Source organism: Streptomyces sp. NPDC059037, assembly GCF_042740015.1.
In the GTDB taxonomy this organism is placed as follows: domain Bacteria; phylum Actinomycetota; class Actinomycetes; order Streptomycetales; family Streptomycetaceae; genus Streptomyces.
In genome coordinates, this window is record NZ_JBHYIG010000012.1 from 1 (window position 1) to 20315 (window position 20315).

Annotated in this window: 23 protein-coding genes and 2 pseudogenes; 12 read left to right on the forward strand and 13 right to left on the reverse strand. The window is 70.2% G+C overall.

Annotation, left to right across the window (positions count from 1 at the left end; translation table 11 throughout):
- From ACFWY6_RS04540 to ACFWY6_RS04560, 5 genes and pseudogenes are all read left to right on the forward strand, one after another.
- Positions 1-704, forward strand: a 704-nt coding sequence (locus tag ACFWY6_RS04540; protein ID WP_384686299.1) for an iron-containing alcohol dehydrogenase, incomplete at its 5' end; no start/stop codon positions are given.
- Between the two features lie 80 nt (positions 705-784).
- A complete protein-coding gene (locus tag ACFWY6_RS04545) occupies positions 785-1228 on the forward strand; it encodes an RrF2 family transcriptional regulator (RefSeq protein ID WP_384686301.1) in 444 nt (147 codons plus the stop codon).
- 82 nt (positions 1229-1310) lie between these two features.
- Positions 1311-2501, forward strand: a complete 1191-nt coding sequence (locus ACFWY6_RS04550) for a globin domain-containing protein (protein WP_384686303.1) — start codon at positions 1311-1313, stop codon at positions 2499-2501.
- 139 nt (positions 2502-2640) lie between these two features.
- Positions 2641-3279 (forward strand): nucleotidyltransferase domain-containing protein, encoded by a 639-nt coding sequence (locus ACFWY6_RS04555; RefSeq protein WP_384686305.1) that lies wholly within the window; start codon positions 2641-2643, stop codon positions 3277-3279.
- A 308-nt stretch (positions 3280-3587) separates the two neighbouring features.
- Positions 3588-3677 (forward strand): annotated as a pseudogene (locus ACFWY6_RS04560) (LysR family transcriptional regulator); the annotation flags it as partial.
- Between the two features lie 152 nt (positions 3678-3829).
- Here ACFWY6_RS04560 and ACFWY6_RS04565 read toward each other — a convergent pair.
- Both ACFWY6_RS04565 and ACFWY6_RS04570 read right to left on the reverse strand, forming a co-directional pair.
- Positions 3830-5014 carry a serine hydrolase domain-containing protein gene (locus ACFWY6_RS04565; RefSeq protein ID WP_384686307.1) on the reverse strand — a complete coding sequence of 395 codons (1185 nt, stop codon included), beginning with the start codon at positions 5012-5014 and terminating at the stop codon, positions 3830-3832.
- Between the two features lie 206 nt (positions 5015-5220).
- Positions 5221-5907: an RDD family protein gene (locus tag ACFWY6_RS04570; RefSeq protein WP_384686309.1), complete on the reverse strand. Its 687-nt coding sequence runs from the start codon at positions 5905-5907 to the stop codon at positions 5221-5223.
- Positions 5908-6073: 166 nt separating this feature from the next.
- On the opposite strand from ACFWY6_RS04570, the gene ACFWY6_RS04575 reads away from it, so the two are divergent.
- Positions 6074-6763 carry a DUF899 domain-containing protein gene (locus tag ACFWY6_RS04575; protein WP_384686311.1) on the forward strand — a complete coding sequence of 230 codons (690 nt, stop codon included), beginning with the start codon at positions 6074-6076 and terminating at the stop codon, positions 6761-6763.
- A gap of 9 nt (positions 6764-6772) precedes the next feature.
- On the opposite strand, the gene ACFWY6_RS04580 is transcribed toward ACFWY6_RS04575, so the two are convergent.
- The 3 genes from ACFWY6_RS04580 to ACFWY6_RS04590 all read right to left on the reverse strand — a co-directional run bounded on the left by ACFWY6_RS04580 (position 6773) and on the right by ACFWY6_RS04590 (position 9242).
- Entirely contained in the window at positions 6773-7165 is a 393-nt protein-coding gene (locus ACFWY6_RS04580) for a VOC family protein (RefSeq protein ID WP_384686313.1), read from the reverse strand.
- Positions 7162-7464: an ArsR/SmtB family transcription factor gene (locus ACFWY6_RS04585; RefSeq protein ID WP_384686315.1), complete on the reverse strand. Its 303-nt coding sequence runs from the start codon at positions 7462-7464 to the stop codon at positions 7162-7164. The genes ACFWY6_RS04580 and ACFWY6_RS04585 overlap by 4 nt, the downstream gene beginning before the upstream one ends.
- A gap of 272 nt (positions 7465-7736) precedes the next feature.
- A complete protein-coding gene (locus tag ACFWY6_RS04590; RefSeq protein ID WP_384686317.1) occupies positions 7737-9242 on the reverse strand; it encodes a SulP family inorganic anion transporter in 1506 nt (501 codons plus the stop codon).
- 426 nt (positions 9243-9668) lie between these two features.
- Between ACFWY6_RS04590 and ACFWY6_RS04595 the strand changes: the two genes are divergently transcribed.
- A complete protein-coding gene (locus ACFWY6_RS04595; protein WP_384686319.1) occupies positions 9669-10073 on the forward strand; it encodes a MerR family transcriptional regulator in 405 nt (134 codons plus the stop codon).
- A gap of 26 nt (positions 10074-10099) precedes the next feature.
- Here the strand turns inward: ACFWY6_RS04595 and ACFWY6_RS04600 are convergent, their stop codons facing one another.
- From ACFWY6_RS04600 to ACFWY6_RS04610, 3 genes are all read right to left on the reverse strand, one after another.
- Positions 10100-10834 (reverse strand): dienelactone hydrolase family protein, encoded by a 735-nt coding sequence (locus ACFWY6_RS04600; protein WP_384686427.1) that lies wholly within the window; start codon positions 10832-10834, stop codon positions 10100-10102.
- A gap of 181 nt (positions 10835-11015) precedes the next feature.
- Positions 11016-11420 carry a nuclear transport factor 2 family protein gene (locus tag ACFWY6_RS04605; protein ID WP_384686321.1) on the reverse strand — a complete coding sequence of 135 codons (405 nt, stop codon included), beginning with the start codon at positions 11418-11420 and terminating at the stop codon, positions 11016-11018.
- A 51-nt stretch (positions 11421-11471) separates the two neighbouring features.
- Positions 11472-12083 carry a TetR/AcrR family transcriptional regulator gene (locus ACFWY6_RS04610; RefSeq protein WP_384686323.1) on the reverse strand — a complete coding sequence of 204 codons (612 nt, stop codon included), beginning with the start codon at positions 12081-12083 and terminating at the stop codon, positions 11472-11474.
- Between ACFWY6_RS04610 and ACFWY6_RS04615 the strand changes: the two are divergent.
- Positions 11994-12257 (forward strand): annotated as a pseudogene (locus tag ACFWY6_RS04615) (cytochrome P450); the annotation flags it as partial. The gene ACFWY6_RS04610 and the pseudogene ACFWY6_RS04615 overlap by 90 nt on opposite strands.
- Here the strand turns inward: ACFWY6_RS04615 and ACFWY6_RS04620 are convergent.
- Positions 12241-12786, reverse strand: coding sequence for an AAA family ATPase (locus ACFWY6_RS04620; RefSeq protein ID WP_384686325.1), 546 nt, complete (start codon positions 12784-12786; stop codon positions 12241-12243). The pseudogene ACFWY6_RS04615 and the gene ACFWY6_RS04620 sit on opposite strands and share 17 nt — an antisense overlap.
- Before the next feature lie 230 nt (positions 12787-13016).
- Here ACFWY6_RS04620 and ACFWY6_RS04625 point away from each other — a divergent pair, with 230 nt between their 5' ends.
- Complete coding sequence (locus ACFWY6_RS04625; RefSeq protein WP_384686327.1) at positions 13017-13493, forward strand: tetratricopeptide repeat protein; 477 nt, start codon at positions 13017-13019, stop codon at positions 13491-13493.
- Positions 13494-13510: 17 nt separating this feature from the next.
- Here ACFWY6_RS04625 and ACFWY6_RS04630 read toward each other — a convergent pair whose 3' ends face one another.
- Positions 13511-13750: a hypothetical protein gene (locus ACFWY6_RS04630; protein ID WP_384686329.1), complete on the reverse strand. Its 240-nt coding sequence runs from the start codon at positions 13748-13750 to the stop codon at positions 13511-13513.
- 132 nt (positions 13751-13882) lie between these two features.
- On the opposite strand from ACFWY6_RS04630, the gene ACFWY6_RS04635 reads away from it, so the two are divergent.
- The gene (locus tag ACFWY6_RS04635; protein ID WP_384686331.1) at positions 13883-14092 is read left to right on the forward strand and encodes a hypothetical protein; all 210 of its coding nucleotides are present in this window, start codon (positions 13883-13885) and stop codon (positions 14090-14092) included.
- A 48-nt stretch (positions 14093-14140) separates the two neighbouring features.
- Here the strand turns inward: ACFWY6_RS04635 and ACFWY6_RS04640 are convergent, their stop codons facing one another.
- Both ACFWY6_RS04640 and ACFWY6_RS04645 read right to left on the reverse strand, forming a co-directional pair.
- Positions 14141-15892: a PP2C family protein-serine/threonine phosphatase gene (locus ACFWY6_RS04640; RefSeq protein ID WP_384686333.1), complete on the reverse strand. Its 1752-nt coding sequence runs from the start codon at positions 15890-15892 to the stop codon at positions 14141-14143.
- A gap of 108 nt (positions 15893-16000) precedes the next feature.
- Positions 16001-16813 (reverse strand): DeoR/GlpR family DNA-binding transcription regulator, encoded by an 813-nt coding sequence (locus ACFWY6_RS04645; protein ID WP_384686335.1) that lies wholly within the window; start codon positions 16811-16813, stop codon positions 16001-16003.
- Positions 16814-17048: 235 nt separating this feature from the next.
- Between ACFWY6_RS04645 and ACFWY6_RS04650 the strand changes: the two genes are divergently transcribed.
- Together ACFWY6_RS04650 and ACFWY6_RS04655 are read left to right on the forward strand one after the other, a co-directional pair.
- The gene (locus ACFWY6_RS04650) at positions 17049-17996 is read left to right on the forward strand and encodes an SIS domain-containing protein (protein WP_384686337.1); all 948 of its coding nucleotides are present in this window, start codon (positions 17049-17051) and stop codon (positions 17994-17996) included.
- Between the two features lie 141 nt (positions 17997-18137).
- Positions 18138-18974, forward strand: a complete 837-nt coding sequence (locus ACFWY6_RS04655) for a ketose-bisphosphate aldolase (protein ID WP_384686339.1) — start codon at positions 18138-18140, stop codon at positions 18972-18974.
- 218 nt (positions 18975-19192) lie between these two features.
- On the opposite strand, the gene ACFWY6_RS04660 is transcribed toward ACFWY6_RS04655, so the two are convergent.
- Positions 19193-20290, reverse strand: a complete 1098-nt coding sequence (locus ACFWY6_RS04660; protein WP_384686341.1) for an NADAR family protein — start codon at positions 20288-20290, stop codon at positions 19193-19195.
- Between the last annotated feature and the right edge of the window lie 25 nt (positions 20291-20315).

Here is a 20315-nt window from a genome sequence, read left to right on the forward strand (position 1 = left end):
CCCGCGCCACCCCGGAGATGAGGCTCTGCGGGGCCCCGGCGGACCTCCCGCTCGCCGCCGGCCCCGACGTCGAGCTGACCCGGTCGAGGCCGCCGCGGCTGACCGCCGACACCGCCATCGACGCCCTGACGCACGCCGTCGAGGCGTACGTCAGCCGCAAGGCCAACCCGTTCTCCGACAGTCTCGCCCTCACCGCGATCGCCACCATCGGCCGCCATCTGCGTCACGCCTACGCCGACGGCGGCGACATCCGGGCCCGCGAGGCGATGATGCTCGCCGCGACGCAGGCCGGCATCGCGTTCTCCAACTCCAGCGTGGCCCTCGTCCACGGCATGAGCCGCCCGATCGGCGCGCACTTCCACGTCGCCCACGGCCTGTCGAACGCCATGCTCTTCCCCGCCGTGACCGCCTTCTCCCTCCCTGCGGCGACCACGCGGTACGCCGACTGCGCCCGCGCCCTGGATGCCGCGACGCCCGCGGACGGCGATGCCACCGCGGCCGCCAAGCTCGTCGACGCCCTGCACGGCCTGTGCCGGGACCTGCACGTCCCCACCCCCCGCGACCACGGCATCGACCAGGAGGCCTGGAACCGCCTGACACCCCTCATGGCGCAGCAGGCCTTGGCCTCCGGCTCCCCCGCGAACAACCCCGTCGTACCCACCACCGAAGAGATCCAGGACCTCTACACCCAGATCTACGCCTGACCTGCCGGCACCGCTGGCACACCGCCAGCCCCCCGGGGTAATAACTTGCCTTTCAGATGCAACTTTAATAGCTTGCCCTCATGCGGCTGACACGGTTCACGGATCTGGCTCTGCGCGTGCTGATGCGCCTCTCCGTCGAAGAGGGCGAACTGCCCACCACGCGCGAGGTCGCCGCCGCCATGGACGTGCCGTACACGCACACCGCGAAGGTCGTCGCCAAGTTGCAGCACATGGGACTGGTCGAGGCACGTCGCGGCCGGGGCGGCGGGCTTGCGCTCACCGCAGCCGGACGCCGGGCCTCGGTCGGCGCTCTCGTACGGGAACTTGAAGGGCCCGGGGATGTCGTGGACTGCGACGGCACGACACCGTGCCCGCTGCGCTCCGCCTGCCGACTGCGCGGCGCACTGCGCCAGGCGCAGGAGGCGTTCTTCGCCGCGCTCGACCCGCTGACCCTCAGCGATCTCACCAAGGCACCCACCGGCCCGCTGCTGGTCACGCTCTCCGCCACACCCCGGGCGGACTGACCACACCACGACCGCCGCCGACGGCCCGCGCCGCCGCGTACCGCTTAATACGAATCTCACATGCATATTAAGGAGCCCGTCGATGCTCACCGAGTCTTCGGCCGCCGTCGTCCGCGCCACGCTTCCCGCCGTCGGCGCCGCCATCGAGGACATCACCGAACGCTTCTACGGGAAGCTGTTCGCGGCCCGGCCCGAGTTGCTGCGCGACCTGTTCAACCGCGGCAACCAGGCCGCCCGCACACAGCGCCAGGCGCTCGCGGGATCCATCGCCGCCTTCGCCACGTATCTGGTCGAGCACCCCGACGAGCGGCCCGACGTGATGCTGAACCGCATCGCGCACAAGCACGCGTCGCTCGGCGTGCGGGCCGACCAGTACCCCCTGGTGCACCGGCACCTGTTCGAGGCCATCGCCGAGGTGCTGGGCGACGCGGTCACGCCCGAGGTCGCCGCCGCCTGGGACGAGGTGTACTGGCTGATGGCGAACGCCCTGATCGCGATCGAGACGCGGCTGTACGCGGAGCAGGGCGTGACCGGCGGTGATGTGTGGCGCCAGTGGGAGGTGGTGGCCCGCACCGAGGAGACGCCCCAGGTCGCGTCGTTCCTGCTGCGCCCGGCCGACGGTCACCCGGCGCCCACGTTCAGGGCCGGGCAGTACGTCTCCGTGCAGGTCCAACTGGCCGACGGCGCACGGCAGATACGCCAGTACAGCCTCACCGGCGCGCCGTCCGCCACGACCCGTGCGATCGCCGTCAAGCAGGTCACGGGCACGGGTGGCGATCCCGACGGGGAGGTCTCGCGCCACCTGCACACGCACGTCCGGCAGGGCGACCAGCTGCGGGTCTCGGCGCCCTACGGCGACCTCGTCCTCGAACCCGGCGACGCGCCCCTGCTGCTCGCCTCCGCGGGCATCGGCTGCACGCCCATGCTGGCCATGCTCGAGCAGCTCGTGGCCACGGGGCACCCGGGCCCCGTGACCGTCGTGCACGCCGACCTCTCCCCCGGCGACCACGCACTGCGCGCCGACCACGAGGCGCTCACGGCCAAACTCCCCGCCGCCACGGCCCACTTCTGGTACGAGGACCCCGACTCCGGCCACCGCACCGGCCGCGTCGACCTCACCGACGTACCCCTCGAAACGGGAACCCGCGCCTACCTCTGCGGACCGCTGCCGTTCATGCGGGCGGTGCGCGGGCAGCTCCTGGACAAGGGTGTGGCCGCCGCCGACATCCACTATGAGGTGTTCGGCCCGGACCTGTGGCTCGCCCAGGCGTAGCCGGCAGGGGGCTTTCGCCTGCTCAGGAGGTATCCGTGGTCCTCGTCAAAGGTTTGCCATTGCCCTTGTCACCACGGCGTCCGTGGGCGCCGTCGCCGTTCACACCAGCCAGGTCCGGCTTCCCCAGTAGGTTGTGCCGATGACCGAATCCCTGCCACCCGGCGGCGATGTGCTCACCATGGACGAGCTGAAGGCCCGTTGGGTGGACGCCTGGCGTCCGGAACGCGTCGCGGAACGCCTGGACGGGGTCGGTACGCCCTGGTGCGTCGCGGCGGGCTGGGCGCTGGATCTGTTCCGCGGGGAGGAGTCGCGGCCGCACGGCGATCTGGAGATCGCGGTACCCGCGGCGGAGTTCCCGGAGATTCGGGACCGCTTCCCCGAGTATGCGTTTGACGCGGTCGGTTCAGGGCGGGTCTGGCCGGAGGCGGGAGCGGAGGTGCTGGCGGCCACGCATCAGACCTGGCTGCGCGATCCGGCGAGCGGGCAGTTCCTGTTCGACGTCTTCCGCGAGCCACACGAGGGCGGGACGTGGTTCTGCCGGAGGGACGAGAAATTGCGTCTGCCGTACGACGCGATCATCGAGCGCACGCCGGACGGAGTCCCGTATCTGGTACCGGAGTTGGTGCTGCTGTTCAAGGCGAAGGCGCTACGTCCCAAGGATCAGGCGGACTTCGACGGGGTGCTGCCGTTGCTTGGCCGGACGCGACGGGATGCCCTGAGCGGGTGGCTCGAACTCATCCACCCCGGGCATCCGTGGCTGGCGGAGCTGGCGGGGTGAGTAGTGCGGGCCGAACGGGCGGATGACGAGGGCGCCGTGGAGTTGCGGGACATCGAGATTCTGGTGGTGCTCGCCGAGTAACTGCACTTCGGCCGAACCGCTCAGCGGCTGCACATCACCCCTTCAAGGTCAGCACATGCGTCAAGGCGCAGGAGCGCCGGATCGGTGCCGCGCTGTTCGAGCGGACCAGCCGAAAGGCGGAGCTGACACCGATCGGCCGGCAGCTGACCAACGACCTGGGAGCGGGCGCACCGCCAGGTTCAAGCGACCCGTACGCCGGGCTGCGGGCCGGAGATCTCGATCTCGTCATGGTGTGGCTCCCCGTCCGGGAGCCCGATCTGACGGTGGGTCCCGTCATCCACGTCGAACCGGTCGTGCTCGCCGTCTCCTCCAGCCACCCATTGGCGCGCCAGGGGTCGGCGTCCCTCAAGGATCTCGCCGACCAGATCACCATCGGCGGCGCCGCACCCGCGTACCGGCGTGCGGCCATGGTGCCGACGCACACTCCCGCCGACTGCCGCACTTCAAGCAGCAGCGCCTTCCGCCGGGCTCACCTGCCGCAGAACTCGGCGTCGATGACCGCCTCGATGTCGCCGGCCCATTCGCCGTTGAAGTTGACCGCCAGTGCGTGGCTCCCGTCGCGGGTCGTCGCGCCGACCGCGACCGTGCCGTGGAAGCTGCCGCCGTGTGCCCAGACTTCCTTGCCGCAACTCGCCTTGGACCGGCGGAGGCCGAGGCCGTAACCGAGGTCTGGGTTCTCCTCGTCCATCGGGACGGTCGTCATCATCTCGGCAAGCTGCTGCTTCGGCAGCAGCTTGCCGCGCATCAGTGCCGTGAAGAAGCGGTTCAGATCCGCCGAGTCGGAGACCATCTCGCCGGCCGCGCCCGCGACGGACGGGTTGTACTCGGTGACGTCGTACGTCTTCTTCCCTTTCGGGTCCCGCAATGTCGAGTAGGCCCGGCTGCTGGGCTGCGGCAGGTGCGGGTCGGTTCCGGGCAGGCTCGTGGCCTCCAGGTCGAGTGGCTCGATGATGCGCCGGCGGATCTCGTCCCCGTACGACTGGCCGGTGACCTTCTTGGTGATCATTCCGGCCACGATGTAGTTGGTGTCGGAGTAGTTCCAGCCCTGGCCCGGCGCGAATTTCGGCTCATGGCGCATGGCGATCCGCACCTGCTGCTCGGGGGTCCAAGTGCGATGGCGGTGTTTGAGGAACTCCTTGCTGAACAGCGTCCGTTGGATCTCCGGGTCCAGGGTCCAGTTGTAGATGCCGCTGGTGTGGTTGAGGAGTTGGCGTACGGTGATCTTGCTGCCGTCATGGCCATGCCCGTGGACGACGCCGGGCAGCCACTGCTCGACGGTGTCGTCGAGCCCGATCTCCCCCTCCGCCTCCAGCTGGAGCAGCACGGTCGACACGAAGGTCTTGGTGGTGCTGGCGACGCGGTAGCGGTCCTTGGCGCCGCGCGGCTGCCGGGTCTTCTGGTTTCCGACGCCCGAAGTGCCGTTCCAGGTCCCGTACTTGTCCATCGCCTGGCCGGTCACTCCGGGCACGCCGTCCTTGACGGCGGCGTCCATGGCCTGCTGGGTCGACCGGTGGTGGTCTCTGTCAGGGGCGAGGGCGGAGGCAGCAGCAGGGTCCGCCGCGGCGGGCGCTGCGGCGGGCGCTGCGAGTGACGACGCCGTCATGGCTGCTGCCGCCGTGGCCGCCAAGCCGAATCTCATCGTGCGGGTTGTCATGTGCCGTCCCTCTGTCGTTGATGACGATCGACGGGAGGGACCCGGGCGGTGTGCGCGAAGGTTGCCCGCCCACAGGGCGGTTGAGTGGCTTTCAGCCTTCTTCGGGGCTACGTCCGCAGGGCGGTGTAGGTCGCCCAGGACCGGGACGGGACGGACCGCCGCCCGCGAAGGGCGGCGGGCCGTCGAGGCTGCGTGTCCTACAGGGCTCAGTGGCCCCGCTGCCAGGCGGCGAGGTCCTTGCGGCGTACGGCGCGGAGTCCGGCGATGTCCGTGTCATAGAGCTCGCCGGTCCAGCTCTTCTTCACCGAGTTCTCCGTACTGCCGCCGAAGTTCTCCCGGAGCCAGTACCAGGGCTGCAGCGGAAGCCAGCACAGGCCCGCGAGCCAGCGGTTCAGGGCGCGGATCGGGCCCGGGCGACCCGCGTCGGCGGCGCGCATCACGCGGATGCCGAAGAGCAGCTTGCCGACACTGCCGCGGAACAGCAGCGTCAGGACGCACTGATTGGTGAAGGACACCACCGGTATGAGGGCGTACAGGGTCCACCACGGGCTGGACTCCGGGGCCAGGCCGGCGATTGCCACCGCGCCGTACAGGGCGACGATCAGGTCGACCGTCACTGCGAGGTATCGGCGCGCGTCCCCTGCCAGGGCCGGCAGCCGGCTCGACGGGTTCTGCCCTGAAGGGGAGTTCGGCGTTCCGTACGCCGAAGGGTCTCCGTACGCCGGCGGATCTCCGTAAGGTGCGGGTTGCCCATAAGGCGCGGGTTGCCCGTAGGGCGTCTGGTGTGCGTACGGCGTCTGCCGCGCGTAGGGATGCGGTGCTGGTGGCGCCTGCCCGCCGTGCGGTGTCTGTTGCTGAGCATGATGCTGGTAATGCCCCCGATGATCATTCATGCCAGCATGATGCCTCACACCGACGGCACTCGGCTGACCCGGACCTCCCGCATGAGCCTGCCGCGCAGGGGACAGCGACGGGAATGCCCCGCCACCGATGAGTTCGACGAACGGGCGGGGTCTACACCCACACACCGCAAGCCGTACACAGGATCAGTGAGGGATCATGAGCGCACACGCACTACCTCCCGTCGCCGACGCCGACACCTGGCAGCACGAGCTCGATGCCCTGCGCATTCGGGAGAAGGCCGCCACGCGGGAACTCGACGCGATCGCCGCGCAGCGCCGCCGTCTGCCGATGGTCAAGATGCCCGACTACACCCTTGAGGGCGAGGGCGGACCGATTCGGCTGGCGGACATCTTCGAAGGCAAGCCGCAGCTGATCGTCTACAACCACATGTGGTTTCCCGGCGAGCAGTGGCAGTGCCCGGGCTGCACGGGACTCACCTCGCAGTTCACCCGGTTGGAATTCCTGGACAATTACGATGCCCGGTTCGTCATCGTCACCCAGGGCCCGATCGACGAGGCACTCGCTTACAAGCGACGGGTCGGGAACAAAATGACCTGGTATTCCACGGCGAACAGCCCGTTCGGAACGGATGTCGGCGCACCGCCCGGTGGAGGATTCGCCTTCAATGTGTTTCTGCGCGACGGCGACACCGTCTATCGCACCTGGCACACCACCGGCCGTGGAGCCGAGCAGCTCACTCACACCTTCGCGCTGATCGACCTGTTGCCATACGGTCGACAGGAGGAGTGGCAGGACTCGCCCGACGGCTGGCCGCAGGAACCCACCTACAGCCGGTGGGCCTCCTCCAAAGACATCGCCGCGCACTACGGCCCGGGCACCGACTGAGCCGGGCGGCTACTGCGGCTGCGTCGCGATCTGGATCAGATTGCCGCAGGTGTCGTCGAAGACGGCGGTGGTGACGGGGCCCATCTCCAGGGGCTCCTGGGTGAAGCGGACGCCGAGGCCGTGCATGCGCTCGTACTCGGCCCGCACGTCGTCGACGGCGAACTGGGCGAGCGGGATGCCGTCCTGGACGAGCGCGTCGCGGTACGTCTTGACGGCCGGGTGACCGGCGGGCTCCAGGAGGAGTTCGGTGCCGCCGGGCTCGTCGGGCGATACGACGGTCAGCCACCGGTCCTTCTCGCCCAACGGGACGTCGTACTTCTTCACGAAGCCGAGGATCTCGGTGTAGAAGCTCAGGGCCTTGGCCTGGTCGTCGACAAAGACGCTGGTCATGTGGATCTTCATGGGGTGCTCTCCTGCGGTCCGGGGGGATCGGGCACGGGCCATCGCTCGGCGATCTGCCGCAGCGGGGCCGTGTTCAGGTCGTGGAACTTGTAGCGGCCCCCCCGCCTCGTCTCGACGAGCCCGGCGGCCTCCAGCACGGCAAGGTGCTGGGAGATCCCCTGGCGCGAGATGCCCAGCTGATGCTTCATGCTCAGCCGCGAGCAGATCTCGAACAGTGTCTGTCCGGACTTCTCCGTGAGCTCGTCGAGGATGATGCGGCGGGTGGGGTCGGCCAAGGCTTTGAAAAGGTCGTCGGCCACGACCCCAGGATAGGCAAACACTCACTTGCCTATCAAGTCGGGGAGCATCTCGCCCCCGTGCTGACGGAGGGGGCGCCGGGGGGTGCGAACTCAGCACCGGATGGAGGTTCCATCCCCGCTCCGACGCGACGCTCAGGACATGCCCCGTGCCCACGCCCCGGAAGCGGCACGACGTACACGATGACCTCGGCCACCGTCGCCACGCCATAGAAGTCGACCGCCAAGAAGAGCCGCAGCACCCACCACAGCGGCAGGAACACCAGCGTCGGCGGTCAGTTGCTGCCCGTGAGTTCGCCGCTGAGCTTTTCGTGGATCTGGGCGCTCGGGCTGTTCAGGCCGATGATCTCGACCTTCTTGCCGCGCTGGGCGTACTTCGTCTCGATGGCGTCCAGCGCGGCCACGGACGAGGCGTCCCAGATGTGGGCCGCCGTCAGGTCGATGACGACCTTGTCGGGGTCGGTGGCGTAGTTGAACTGGCCGACGAGGTCGTTGGACGAGGCGAAGAACAGCTCGCCGGTCACGGAGTAGACGACGCTGTCGCCGTCGGGGTCGGTGACCGAGGTGACGTTGGCGAGGTGAGCCACGCGCTTGGCGAAGATGACCATGGCGGTGAGAGAGCCGACGACGACGCCGATGGCGAGATTGCCGGTGGCGACCACGCAGGCAACCGTGACGACCATGACGGCGCTCTCCCCCGCGGGCATCCGCTTGAGGGTCTTGGGGGCGATGGAGTGCCAGTCGAAGGTCGCGAAGGACACCATGACCATCACGGCGACGAGGGCGGCCATGGGGATGTCGGAGACGACCGGGCCGAAGACGACGCACAGCACCATCAGGAACGCACCGGCCAGGAAGGTGGACAGGCGGGTGCGGGCGCCGGACACCTTTACGTTGATCATCGTCTGGCCGATCATGGCGCAGCCGCCCATGCCGCCGAAGAAGCCGGTGACGATGTTGGCGATGCCCTGGCCGATGGACTCGCGGGTCTTCGAGGAGTGGGTGTCGGTGATCTCGTCGACCAGCTTGGCCGTCATCAGCGACTCCATCAGACCGACCAGCGCCATGGCGAGGGCGTACGGCGCGATGGTGGTCAGCGTGTCCATGGTGAAGGGCACGTCGGGCAGGCCCGGCACCGGCAGCGACGAGGGCAGCTCGCCCTTGTCGCCGACCGTGGGCACCGCGATGCCCGCGGCGACCGTGATCACGGTGAGGATGACGATGGAGACGAGCGGCGCCGGGATCGACTTGGTGACCTTCGGAAAGAACACCATGAGTACGAGGCCGCCGGCGAGCAGCGGGTAGACGGGCCACGGCACGTCGTGCATTTCCGGGACCTGGGCCACGAAGACGAGGATGGCCAGGGAGTTGACGAAGCCGACCATCACCGAGCGGGGTATGAACCGCATCAGCTTGGCGACGCCGAGCGCTCCGAGGGCGATTTGGAGGACGCCGGCCAGGATGACCGCGGCGACCAGGTAGCCCAGGCCGTGTTCGCGGTTGAGCGGGGCGATGACCAGGGCGACGGCGCCGGTGGCTGCGGAGATCATTGCGCGGCGCCCGCCGACGATGGAGATGGTGACGGCCATGGTGAACGAGGCGAACAGACCGATGGCGGGGTCGACTCCGGCGATGATGGAGAACGAGATCGCCTCGGGGATCAGCGCGAGACCGACGACGAGACCGCCCAGGATCTCGGTGCGCCAGACCTTCGGGTCGTTCAGCCAGTCGGGGCGCAGACCGCGCAGGCGCGCGGCCGGGGACAGTGCGGACGTGGACAAGACGGGTACCTGTCGTGCTCGGGCACACCCGGCCGTCGTCGGGGGCGTGCGGAATGCGCCGGATGGCCGGGGTGGCCATCTGCGAAGCCCACGTACGGGTGCGGGCCGAAGTCAGAAGACGCAGCGGGCGCGGGCAGGAGTGTGCGCGGCTGCTTCAGGGGCGAACGTTCACGGCGGGCAGCCGGCGGCGCTGGGCATCTGGGGCATGCGCACGCGCTCTCTCCTGCAGGCATCGGTCTTCGCCGGGGGCATCGTCGGCCCCGACACGGCTGACGGTGAGGAAGTCGATCCGACCCGCACCGTGGCGCGGGGCAGCTTGGAGCCGATCCCGACGACCCCATACTCTACCCTGACGTTACGGTAGAGATCGACGTCCACCGGCGGCCGCCTGCGGCCTTGGCGACAGCAGAGAAAGGTGTCCGCGCAGTGAGCGGCGAGCACATGCAGATCGGCGAGGTCGCCACGCGGACCGAGCTTTCGCTGCGCACCATCCGGCACTACGAGGAGACCGGCCTCGTCATCCCCTCCGCCCGCTCCCAAGGCGGCTTCCGCCTCTACACCGAGGCCGACGTCGCCCGGCTCATGGTCATTCGCCGCATGAAGCCGCTCGGCTTCACCCTGGACCAGATGCGCGACCTGCTGGACGCCACCGACCGCCTCGACTCCGGTGAGGAACTGGCGGCCGGTGAGCGGGAGGCCCTGCTGGAGCGTGTGCGCATGTACGAGCAGAGCGCGTCCGAGCAGATGGAGAAGCTGCGTACGCAACTGGCGCGGGCCGAGGAGTTCGCCGCGAACCTGCGTGAACGCCTTGACCGGGTCACCACGGCTTAACTTGACCGCTGGCCTCTGGTGTGGACCTAGGGACAGCGTACGGGCAGGCACTCGGCGAGCAGGTCGACGACGTCGTGCCAGGCTCGCTGCGCGTGCCGCGGGTGGTGGCCGACACCGGGGAGCACGGTCTGCTCGTGGTCGACCGGCGGGTGGTGGAAGGCGTGCAGGGCTCCGCCGTAGACCATGAGGCGCCAGTCGACGCCCGCGGCCTGCATCTCGGCGGCGAAGGCGTCCCGTTGCTCGGCGGGCATGATCGGGTCCTCCGATCCGACCCCGGCCCACACGGGGCAACGGATGTGCGCCGCCTCCCCCGGTCGGCCCGTGGTCAGTGCGTTGACCGTCCCGATCGCCCGCAGGTCGACGCCGTCGCGGCCAAGTTCCAGCGCGATCGCGCCGCCGGTGCCGTAGCCGATGGCGGCGATCCGGTCGGGGTCGGTGCGCGGCTCGGCGCGCAGTACGTCGAGTGCCGCGTGGCCGATGCCCCGCATCCGGTCGATGTCGGCGAGCAGGGGGGTCACGTGCGCCAGCATCTCCTGCGGGTCGGTGAACCAGCGCCCGCCGTTGATGTCGAAGGCCAGGGCCACGTACCCCAGTTCGGCCAGGGCATCGGCCCGGCTGCGCTGGAAGTCGTTCAGGCCCGGCCCCTCGGGCCCGACCAGGACCGCGGGCCGACGGTCGGCACCGGCGGGGAGCGCGAGGTGCCCGATCATCGTCAGGCCGTCGGCCGGGTATTCGACCGTGTGCGTCGTAATCGTCGTCATCGTCGTCATGAGACTGGACGGTAGTGATCGTCGAGCCCTGCCGGGCCGGGATTAGCCGTCGGCAGAACAGCGCGGGCGGGGGGGCGGCGCTGCGTGGGCACTGAGGACGGTTCAAGTGCTGGTCGTGCCCCTGGTCCTGCCTCTGGCCCTGGCCCTGGCCCTGGCCCTGGCCCCCTGACGATCAGTCGTCGAAGTAGGCCCTGGCAACGGCGTAGGTGTCCTCGTAGAGGTGGTAGCGGGTGATTCGTCCGTCCCGGACCGTGGTGTGCAGGGCGAACGTGGTGTCGATGTCCCGGCCCGTCTTCTTGACCTCGGAGACCATGCGCCCGATGAGTACCACGTCGTCGCCATCGGCGATGATCTGGCGGAGGTCGAACTCCTTGGCCTGCACGTGGGTCCGCAGCAGTTCGAAGAACGTCCGCATGCCGTCTGCCGAGTCGACCTCCGGTACCCACGGAATGCCCGGCGGGTGCGGGATCGAGAACGACACCGAGTCGGCGAACAGGGCCGCCGCCTCCGCGCTCTTCCCCTCGGCGAGCAGCGGGAACAAGCGTTGCACGGTCTGCGCCGGTGACTCTGCTGTCATGTCTTCCGACCTTACTGGTCGGATCCGTGACAACTCGGCCACCAACGCCGGTCATTCGCCCGTCAATCCTTTACGAGGCATGCGATGCGGGCCCAAGTCCTCAAGAACGTAACCGAGTTGGATGGCGGTCAGAGGCGAGCCAGGGAGGGGCGGCGTGGCCGGTGAGGCGTGCGGGCCGTCGAGGAACAGGGCCAGGGGGCGGCGCCAGGCCTCGGGCGTGGTCGCGGCGGTCAGGGCGGGGATGGCGCGGCGGAGGGCGGCGAGCGAGAACAGGACGTCTTCGGTGGTGACGTCGGCGCGCACCGTGCCCTGCTCGCGGCCGCGGCCCAGCAGGACGTCGACCGTCTGGCGATTGTGGGCATGGACGGCCTCCAGCGCCTCGACGCCCCGAAGGTGCGTGGTCATGAGGTCGTTGGTGCCGCGGTCGGCAGCCAGGGTGACGAAGACCGCCTGGAGGTAGCCGTTCAGCGCCGGCCAGGCGTCCGCCTCGGCCCTCGGCTCTTCGCCGGCGGCCATGCTGTCCGTCAGGACGTCGTGGAACACGGCGTCGATGAGGGCCTCTCGCGTGGGGAAGCCGCGGCCTCCCGCGATCCCCTTCACTTCCCCGACCTCGACCGCTTCGACCTCACCCGCCGCGCGCAGGGCCACCTTGGGTTCGGTCACGGCCTGCACCACTGCCTCGGTGCCTCGCTGGCGCGCGCGGAGGCCACGATCGCCGTGCGTCGGCTCCTGGCCGACCGCCCCGCGCTCGCCTTCGCCACCGATCCGGCCCAACTCACTTGGCGGACCAGCACTCTGCTGCGCGGCCTGGCCGAACTGCCTATGCGCTTGGGCTGAGGTGGACCCGCGCCAGTACCTGCTCGGCCAGCTCCCGAGGGGGCAGCCCGCCGTCCAGGAAGACCGTGTCGCCGGGCAGGGTGTCGGCCGCGGCCATGCACGCCTCGATCTTCTCCTTGGCCCAACGCCGGACCCGCTCCTCCCGCTCGGGATCGTCGGGGAAGAAGGCCCGGCCGTCGATCCGCCTCTCCAAGACGTCCCGGGACACCTTGAGGAAGAAGTGGTGCACGTCGATGCCCGCATCCTTCAACGCGCTGAAGATCTCGCCTACGTAGTCGGGGTTGACCAAGGTCATGGGAACCAGGACCGGACGCCGGTACTCCTCGACCAGTCCCACCGCCAGGTCGGCAACCTGCCGCCGCCACAACCGGAGATCCTGGAAGTCGCCGGTCGGCACCTCCACGATCTCCCGCAGTACGAAGCCGACCATCTCCGGGTCATAGACCAGGGCTTCGGGCCAGCGCGGGCTCAACTCCTCCACCAGTGTGCTCTTTCCGCTGCCGAACGCGCCGTTCACCCAGACGATCAACGCGATCCCCCCGCTCCGTGGCCTTGCCCGCGCGTCGGGCCCGGCACCTCGGATCAGCATGCCAGGCGGCTGCCGGCCAGTTGGAGATCGCTTCCACGACACTCGCGATGCCGCCCATGCCGTGGCCGTCGGCCGCCGCGCGGTGCACCTCCACGGTGCCGTCGTCGTCCACGTAGCGGCCCTCCTCGATCTGGCGCGCGTGATCCGCCATCAGGGAGGTCACGAACGACATGTGGCCCTTCGCCACCGCGGGGCGACCTCGCCACGGTGCGGAGCAGCGCGGCGGAAGCCCACGCCTTCTTCGAGGAGCGCGGCGACGCCTGGGGCGACTCCAGACCTCGTATCCCTCGGCGGCGCTGGCCACGATCACCGGTGACCACGCCCATGCCGCGCACCTGCATGAGCAGAGTCTGCGTCTCGCCCAGGAACTGGAATTCTGGGCGGATGCCGCCGACCGGCTCACCGGGCTCGGTCGCGTTGCCCTTCTGACCGGCGACTTTCCGCGCGCCGCCGAGCTCCATCGCCACGCCATGGCCCTCGCCGCCGACCACGGGTACGCGGCCGGCGAGATCCACGCCGAGATCGGTCTCGCCCTCGGGGCCCGCCGCGCAGGCGACTTCGACCTCGCCGAGCAGCACCTGCGCGCGGCGGCGGGCCGAGAAGCGCGGCGGGCTGGCGCACCGGTCGACCGCCCTCCCACCTTTTGACGCCGGCGGCTCGGCAGCTACTCCGCAGGGTCCTCCTCCGCGTGCCGGACGGCCTGCCGCACCGCATGCCCGACCTCGGAGCCGTCCTGCCCGGTCGTCCTCGCGTGGTGCGTGATGGCTGTCTGCGCCATCGTCGATGCCTCACGCCACCGGCGCTGCTGCACTGCGTACTCCTCGCCCTCAAGGCCCGCGAGCTTCGCGCGCTCTTCCTCGGCCCAGCGTTCCAGCCTGATCAATTCATCCGAAATGTCTGCCACGTCCGGATCCTAAATCCCGGTGGTGGTCCTGGACCACGTCTGGCAGAGGCCCCCAGGTCGTGCCGTCGGCGTCAGGAGCCCGCCCAACCCGGCGTCCACGCGTCGGCCGGTGGCGTCGGCGGGCGGGTCCTGGTGGCCTGGAACGTGACCGGCACCGGCGCGATCGCCGTACTGACCGCCCTGTGGGGCGTCCTGGCCGCCGTCACCGACGCCCGCATCGCGATCGGCATCGCCGGCGTACTGCTCCTGGCGACCCCGTTCCTCCTCCCGCGCAAGGACAAGAGCGGGCACCAGCCCCTCGCCACCGGTCCGGACGAGCCCGCCCTGACCACCACGGTCTGACGCCACGGTCTGATACGAGCGTGTGCCGGTGCGCCCGCCTCCGATGCGTCACCGGGAGCCCGTCGGCTCCTTCGGTACAGGGACGCGTCGGAGTGCGAGCAAGGTGGCGTCGTCGGCGCGGTGGGGTCCGTCGAGCCGGTCCAGGAGGCGCTCCGCGTACTTCTGCAGCCCGTCGTGGCCGCGCGGGGGTCCCGCCCCGTGCAGGCAGTCCTCCGCCTCGTTCAGCAGGCGGGTCGTGTCCTCGTCGGGGTCGGTGTCCCGCCGCTCGGTCAGCCCGTCCGAGTAGAGGAGGACGATGTCCGTGTCGTCGAGAAAGGTCTCGACTGCCGTGTAGCTGATGCCCGGCATGACGCCGAGGGTGACTCCGGGGCCGCCCTCCGGAGCGGGCAGCTGTGTGGCGCGGCCCTCCCGCAGGAGGACCGGGCGCGGATGTCCCGCGCAGGTCCAGCGCAGCAGCGAACGCTCGGGGTGGTAGCGGGCGATGACGGCGGTCGCGGTCGACTCGGCGCCGTCGTCGCATGCGACCTCGTTCAGCCATCGGGTGAGCTGCTCCACCGGCGCCTTGGTGTAGGCGAGGCCGCCCAGGGCGTAGCGGAGCTTCGCCATGAGGGTGACCGCGTCGAGGCCGTGCCCGCGGGCGTCGCCGAGGGCGACGAGGATGCGTCCGCCCGGGAGCCCTCGTGCCTTGTACCAGTCGCCGCCGACGCCTGATCCGGTGGCGTCCGGCCGGTACACGGCGACGGCATCGAGGCCGTAGGACGCGAGTTCGCCGGCGAAGCGGGGCAGGACCGCGTCCCGGAGCACGTGGGAGACCTCGGCCAGGGCTTCGGCGCGCCCCCTCTGGCGGCGCGCTTCCTCGCCGGCCGCCCGGGCCTGACCGCGGCGGCGACGGTCGTCGGTGACGTCGACGAGGACGGCCCGCACCGCCCACACCGGTCCCCCTCCTTCGGGGCGCACCGGCTCGGCGACCACGCGGATGACGCGCTTGTACGGGCCCGGGCCCGGCATCCACAACTCGCACTCGGACCGGTGCTTGCGCAGCAGCACTTCGTACAGGGTGCGGTACAGGTCGGGCAGGCTCTCGGGGGCGACGAGCGCGGCCATCCCGAGGAGGTCGGGAGCGGGCGCGGTCTCGTCCAGGCCGAGTACGTAGCCGAATCCCACGGAGGGTTCGACCGTGTCGTCGGCCAGGTTCCATTCGGCCCAGCAGGTCTTCACCAGCTTCTGGGCGCCCAGCGCCATGCGGAGTAAGTGTCCTGGCTCCCAGCTCACGAGGAGATGCTCGCCGCACGGGGCGACGTGCACCTCGTTGCTCAGCCGGGCCGGCGGATCGGACGGCCTGGGGATGAACCACTCCACCGCCTCGGGCCCCTGTGGTGTGCGTTCACGGTGGGCGGCGGCGAGCATCCGGGGAAGGCGCGTGTTCTTCAGGAAGGGAAAGCGCTCGAACAGACGGACCGGTCCGGTCCACCGCGGCACGGCGTCCAGCGGCACGTGGGTGGTCGAGTAGGCGCGGGCGTGCTTGTTCTGGGCCAGGTACAGGATGTCCTCGACCTCGCCCCGCTCGTCGAGCACGGGCGTCACCAGCATCGCGGCCATCGGCATGGCCTCCAGAAGCTCCACGACGGCGACAGGGATCGCATCGGGGCGCCGTTCGAGCGGCCGCTCCGCGTCGTGGGGGTGCGGCCTGTGGGCGTGGGCGTAGACGCCGATCCGCTGCCGCTGGGCCGACAGCAGTGCACCGACGGCGTGGAGATCCAGCCGGGTGCGCGCATCGCGCTCGCGAGGGACCTGCTCCATGGACGCTGCCTTCCGTGGATCGCGACGTCTCGCGAACATCCTCGCCCCGGCCCGGACCTGCGGCGAGCCGGCAGCAGGACGGCTCCCCGCCGCTGCCGGGGCCCGGCGTCACACCGCGATCACCTTCACGCCGGCCTCCGTGAGGCGAGCGGAGGTCTCCGGGGAGATGTTGACGTCGGTGACCAGGGTGTCCACCCGGTCGAGGTCGCAGATCCTGGCGAAGGCGCGCTTGCCCAGTTTGGACGAGTCGGTCACCACGATCACGCGGTTGGCCCGCTCGGTGAAGAGCCTGCTGACGCCTGCCTCGTCCTCGTGGTGCGCCATGGCGCCGAGCTGCGGGTCGATGCCGTCGACGCCGAGAACGGCGGCGTCGAGCACGACCTCTTTCAGTACGCCGCCGGTCAGCGGCCCGACGAGTTCGTAGGACTGCGGGCGGGCGACGCCGCCGGTGGACACGATCTTGACCTGAGGGCGGACGGCGAGTTCAGCGGCGATGTTCAGGGCGTTGGTGACGACGGTCAGCGCGGGTGCGGTGGCGGCGGGGGCTCCCGCGTCGGCGCCGTCCCGCCGGCTGCCGCCGACCCGCAGCGCGAGCACCCGGGCGACCTCGGTCGTGGTCGTACCACCGTTGAGGCCCACCACCTCGCCGTCGCCGATGAGGTCGGCGGCCGCTGCGGCGATGCGCTGCTTCTCGGGCGCGCGCCGGGACGTCTTGTAGCGCAGCGGCAGTTCGTAGGAGACGCCGTGGGCGACCGCGCCGCCACGCGTGCGGACCAGCATCTGCTGCTCGGCCAGTTCGTCGAGATCCCTGCGGATGGTGGCGCTGGAGACGTCGAGGGCGCCCGCGGCCTCCTCGACGTCCAACCGGCCCTCGGCGGCCAGCAGTTCAAGCAGCGCGCTCCAGCGGTCGCGTTTGGACATTGTTCTCGGACTCCTGCCCGCTCTGACTGATCCACCGGCTCAGTCACTGATCGTAGTGACCGGCCCCGGCAGAGGGCCGACACGGAACCTCACCACGCACCATGAACAGTGCACACACTCACTATGCTCGATTCTGCATTCTTTGGCGCCTTAACGAGCAACTATTGACATCATGCGTGTCGATACGACAGCGTGCTCGGCGCAGGAGACGTCCCCTCACCAAGGAGCACCCGCCATGGCCGCCCCGCACACCTGCCGCACCTCCGTGGAGATCGCTTCCCAGCCGGACGCCTGGCGCCAGGCCGCCGCTTCCGCCGGATCGCTCTCCGCGGCCCTGCCCCGGCGCGGCGAGCGCATAGCCGTCGTGGGCTGTGGCACCTCGTGGTTCATGGCCCTCGCGTACGCGCAGCTGCGGGAGACCGGCGGGCACGGCGAGACGGATGCCTTCGCCGCGTCCGAGTTCCCGACCGGGCGTGCCTACGACCGGGTCCTCGCCATCACGCGGTCCGGCACCACGACGGAGGTCCTGGACCTGCTGGCCCGCCTCAAGGGCACCGTGCCGACCTCGGCGATCACCGCCGATCCCGCCACCGCCGTCATGGACCTGGCCGACAGCGTCGCCGTCCTGGACTTCGCCGACGAGGAGTCGGTGGTCCAGACGCGCTTCGCCACCTCGGTCCTCGCCCTGCTCCGCGCGCATCTGGAGGCGGAGAGCGCCCTGCCGGACGGGGTACGTCCGATGGCCGACGCGATCGAGGACGCGCAGCGCGCCGTCGACGCCCCGATCGGCGAGGACATGCGCGGCGCCGAGCAGTTCACCTTCCTCGGCACCGGCTGGTCGTACGGGCTCGCGCTGGAGGCCGGGCTCAAGATGCGTGAGGCGGCGGGCGCCTGGACCGAGGCGTATCCGGCGATGGAGTACCGCCACGGGCCGATCAGCATCACCGGGCCGAACCGGGTGGCGTGGCTGTTCGGAACCGCTCCGCAGGGCCTGGCCGACGACGTCGCGAAGGTCGGCGGTGCCTTCGTCGCCGGTTCCGAAGGTGCGGGCGGCCTCGATCCGCTGGCCGACCTGATCCTCGTACAGCGTCTGGCGGTCCTCATCGCGCAGGACCGCGGATACGACCCGGACCGCCCCCGCAACCTGACCCGCTCGGTGATCCTCGCCGACGGCCAGTCCTGATCGAGTGCTGGTCAAGCCATGATCAAGTCCTGATCGATTCCTGATCGATTCCTGATCGAGGCGGCGTCGGTCCCTGTCTGTCTGCCGGCCAAGTCCCTTACGCCCCGCACCCGTTCGGCCGCCACTCCCTGGAGAAGCCCCATGCCACTCTCCCCCACCGGCACCATCACCCACGCCGCCCGCCGACAACGCTCGGGCGTCGGCGCCTTCAACGTCGTCCAGATCGAGCACGCCGAAGCCATCGTCACCGGGGCGGAAGGCGCGCAACGGCCCGTCATCCTCCAGATCAGCGAGAACACCGCCCGCTACCACGGCGCCCTGGCCCCGCTCGCCCTGGCGACCCTCGCGATCGCCCGCGCCGCGCACGTCCCCGTGGCCGTCCACCTCGACCACGCCGAATCGGCCGACCTGGTCTATGAAGCCGTCGAACTCGGCTTCACCTCCGTCATGTTCGACGCATCGACACTGCCGTACGAGGAGAACGTGGCCGCCACCCGCTCCATCACGGAGTACTGCCACCGCGCCGACGTCTGGGTCGAGGCGGAGCTCGGCGAGATCGGCGGCAAGGACGGCGCTCATGCCCCGGGCGTCCGCACCGACCCCGACGAGGCCCGTACGTTCACCGACGCCACGGCCGTCGACGCGCTCGCCGTCGCCGTCGGCAGCTCGCACGCCATGCACACCCGCGACGCCGCCCTCGACTTCGCGCTCATCCAGCGGCTGCACAGCGCCCTCGCCGTTCCCCTGGTCCTGCACGGCTCATCCGGCGTCGGCGACACCGACCTGGCCAAGGCCATCGCGGCCGGCATGACGAAGGTGAACATATCCACGCACCTGAACAGACTGTTCACCAGTACGGTGCGCGAACGCCTCGCCGCGGCGCCGGATCTCGCCGACCCCCGCAAGTACCTCGGCCCCGCGCGCGACGCCGTCGCCACGGAAGTCACCCGGCTCCTAGGGATCCTCAGCCACCCCTGAGGGGCCACTGGCCTGGCACGACGGCGGCAACGGCTGGTTGCTGGCCGTCCTGACACGCTCCCTCCGCGACGGCGTCCTCGTCTACTGGGTCAGCAACCATGCCTACCCGAAAGGGAGATGGAACTTCGAGGACCTCACCGAAACCCTCACCGAGGGGGTCGCCGAACGCGCCCGGGGTGGTAGCTGAGCACTGACTTTCCGCCCGCAGCCAGCCGTCACTACGGGAACACCCGTCGGGCGACTAGCCGGGCGCGGGTCAACTCCAGCAGGCGGCCCACCCAGTTGCGGCCGCGGCCGTCGCCTGCATCCCTCCAGAAGGAGGAGTCCGACAGGCCGGTGTAGCTGATCACGCTGTCCCCGGTGGCCAGGAGGATCTCGGCGAGCTCGGGGTGCTGAGTGAACTTCACCTCCAGGAGGCCCTCCATGACCGCAAGGCGCACATCGGGCCAATCCGCTCTCCGCTCCACCCGGCCGCCCATCTCGCGCGCGTCCCGAACGCTCGGCGCGTCCCGTATCCGGTCGTGGTCGAGAGGGTCGGCCGCCGACAGTGCCCAGTAGCCGTGGATCACGGAGGGGTAGGTTTCCCCGGCGAACTCCACCGGCACCGGGTACTCGTTGCGGAGAACGAACGGGCCGAGCGCCTCCGGCCAGCCCCGTGGATAGACGGTTTCCAGCGAAGTGAGGGCGGCCTGGCCGGCCTCGGCCGGGTCGTCTGCGTACCGCTCCGCGCGCTGCTCCTGCGCCCGTTCGACCGCCTGGTCCAGTTGGTTGAAGTAGTCCAGGGCCTGCTGGTGCATGTCCGGCGTCGCCACCGGGCCGTCCCCGTCGACGGCCTCCCCCACCTCGGTGAGCAGAATCCGCAGCGGGCGGTCCTGGCGGTCCATGTCACCGAGGACGAAGACACGCAGGTGCGGTGGCACCGCGAGGTAGGCCGCTCGCAGAAGGTCGCGGTTGGGTTCGCCCGGGTCCCGCTGGAAGCGCCGGATCGCCTCCCAGCAGCGCTGTCCGGCCGTCGGTCGCCCGCTCAACTCTTCGACCTTGTCGGCGACTTCGAGGAGGAACCCCTGCGGGGTCAGTGGTTCGCCGTATCGGGCGGCCCACTTCGACAGCGGGGCGGGCACTTCTGCCGCTCCCGGCTCCGTGACCGCGATGTCGCCCGATTCCAGGAGTTTCTCCAGGCCGGGCAGATCGGTCCACTCCTCGCACTTGACGGCGCCGTCCGCGAAGACGATCAGGTCGTCGAGGAAGTGCCTGTCGTCCCACTGCCCGCGCCGCCAGACGTGGCACCAGGCCCCGTCGATCGTCTGCCCGTCCACTGTCCGATGCGTTGGTTCTCGCCAT

Excerpts from the sequence above, each read along its gene's own strand:
- ACFWY6_RS04565 (WP_384686307.1), bottom strand. The coding sequence starts at position 5,014 with ATGACAACCCGCACGATGAGATTCGGCTTGGCGGCCACGGCGGCAGCA.
- ACFWY6_RS04650 (WP_384686337.1), top strand. The coding sequence starts at position 17,049 with ATGGCCGCCCCGCACACCTGCCGCACCTCCGTGGAGATCGCTTCCCAG.
- ACFWY6_RS04580 (WP_384686313.1), bottom strand. The coding sequence starts at position 7,165 with ATGAAGATCCACATGACCAGCGTCTTTGTCGACGACCAGGCCAAGGCC.
- ACFWY6_RS04645 (WP_384686335.1), bottom strand. The coding sequence starts at position 16,813 with ATGTCCAAACGCGACCGCTGGAGCGCGCTGCTTGAACTGCTGGCCGCC.
- ACFWY6_RS04640 (WP_384686333.1), bottom strand. The coding sequence starts at position 15,892 with ATGGAGCAGGTCCCTCGCGAGCGCGATGCGCGCACCCGGCTGGATCTC.
- ACFWY6_RS04575 (WP_384686311.1), top strand. The coding sequence starts at position 6,074 with ATGAGCGCACACGCACTACCTCCCGTCGCCGACGCCGACACCTGGCAG.
- ACFWY6_RS04600 (WP_384686427.1), bottom strand. The coding sequence starts at position 10,834 with ATGACGACGATTACGACGCACACGGTCGAATACCCGGCCGACGGCCTG.
- ACFWY6_RS04570 (WP_384686309.1), bottom strand. The coding sequence starts at position 5,907 with ATGAATGATCATCGGGGGCATTACCAGCATCATGCTCAGCAACAGACA.
- ACFWY6_RS04555 (WP_384686305.1), top strand. The coding sequence starts at position 2,641 with ATGACCGAATCCCTGCCACCCGGCGGCGATGTGCTCACCATGGACGAG.
- ACFWY6_RS04545 (WP_384686301.1), top strand. The coding sequence starts at position 785 with ATGCGGCTGACACGGTTCACGGATCTGGCTCTGCGCGTGCTGATGCGC.
- ACFWY6_RS04625 (WP_384686327.1), top strand. The coding sequence starts at position 13,017 with ATGTGGCCCTTCGCCACCGCGGGGCGACCTCGCCACGGTGCGGAGCAG.
- ACFWY6_RS04605 (WP_384686321.1), bottom strand. The coding sequence starts at position 11,420 with ATGACAGCAGAGTCACCGGCGCAGACCGTGCAACGCTTGTTCCCGCTG.
- ACFWY6_RS04655 (WP_384686339.1), top strand. The coding sequence starts at position 18,138 with ATGCCACTCTCCCCCACCGGCACCATCACCCACGCCGCCCGCCGACAA.
- ACFWY6_RS04550 (WP_384686303.1), top strand. The coding sequence starts at position 1,311 with ATGCTCACCGAGTCTTCGGCCGCCGTCGTCCGCGCCACGCTTCCCGCC.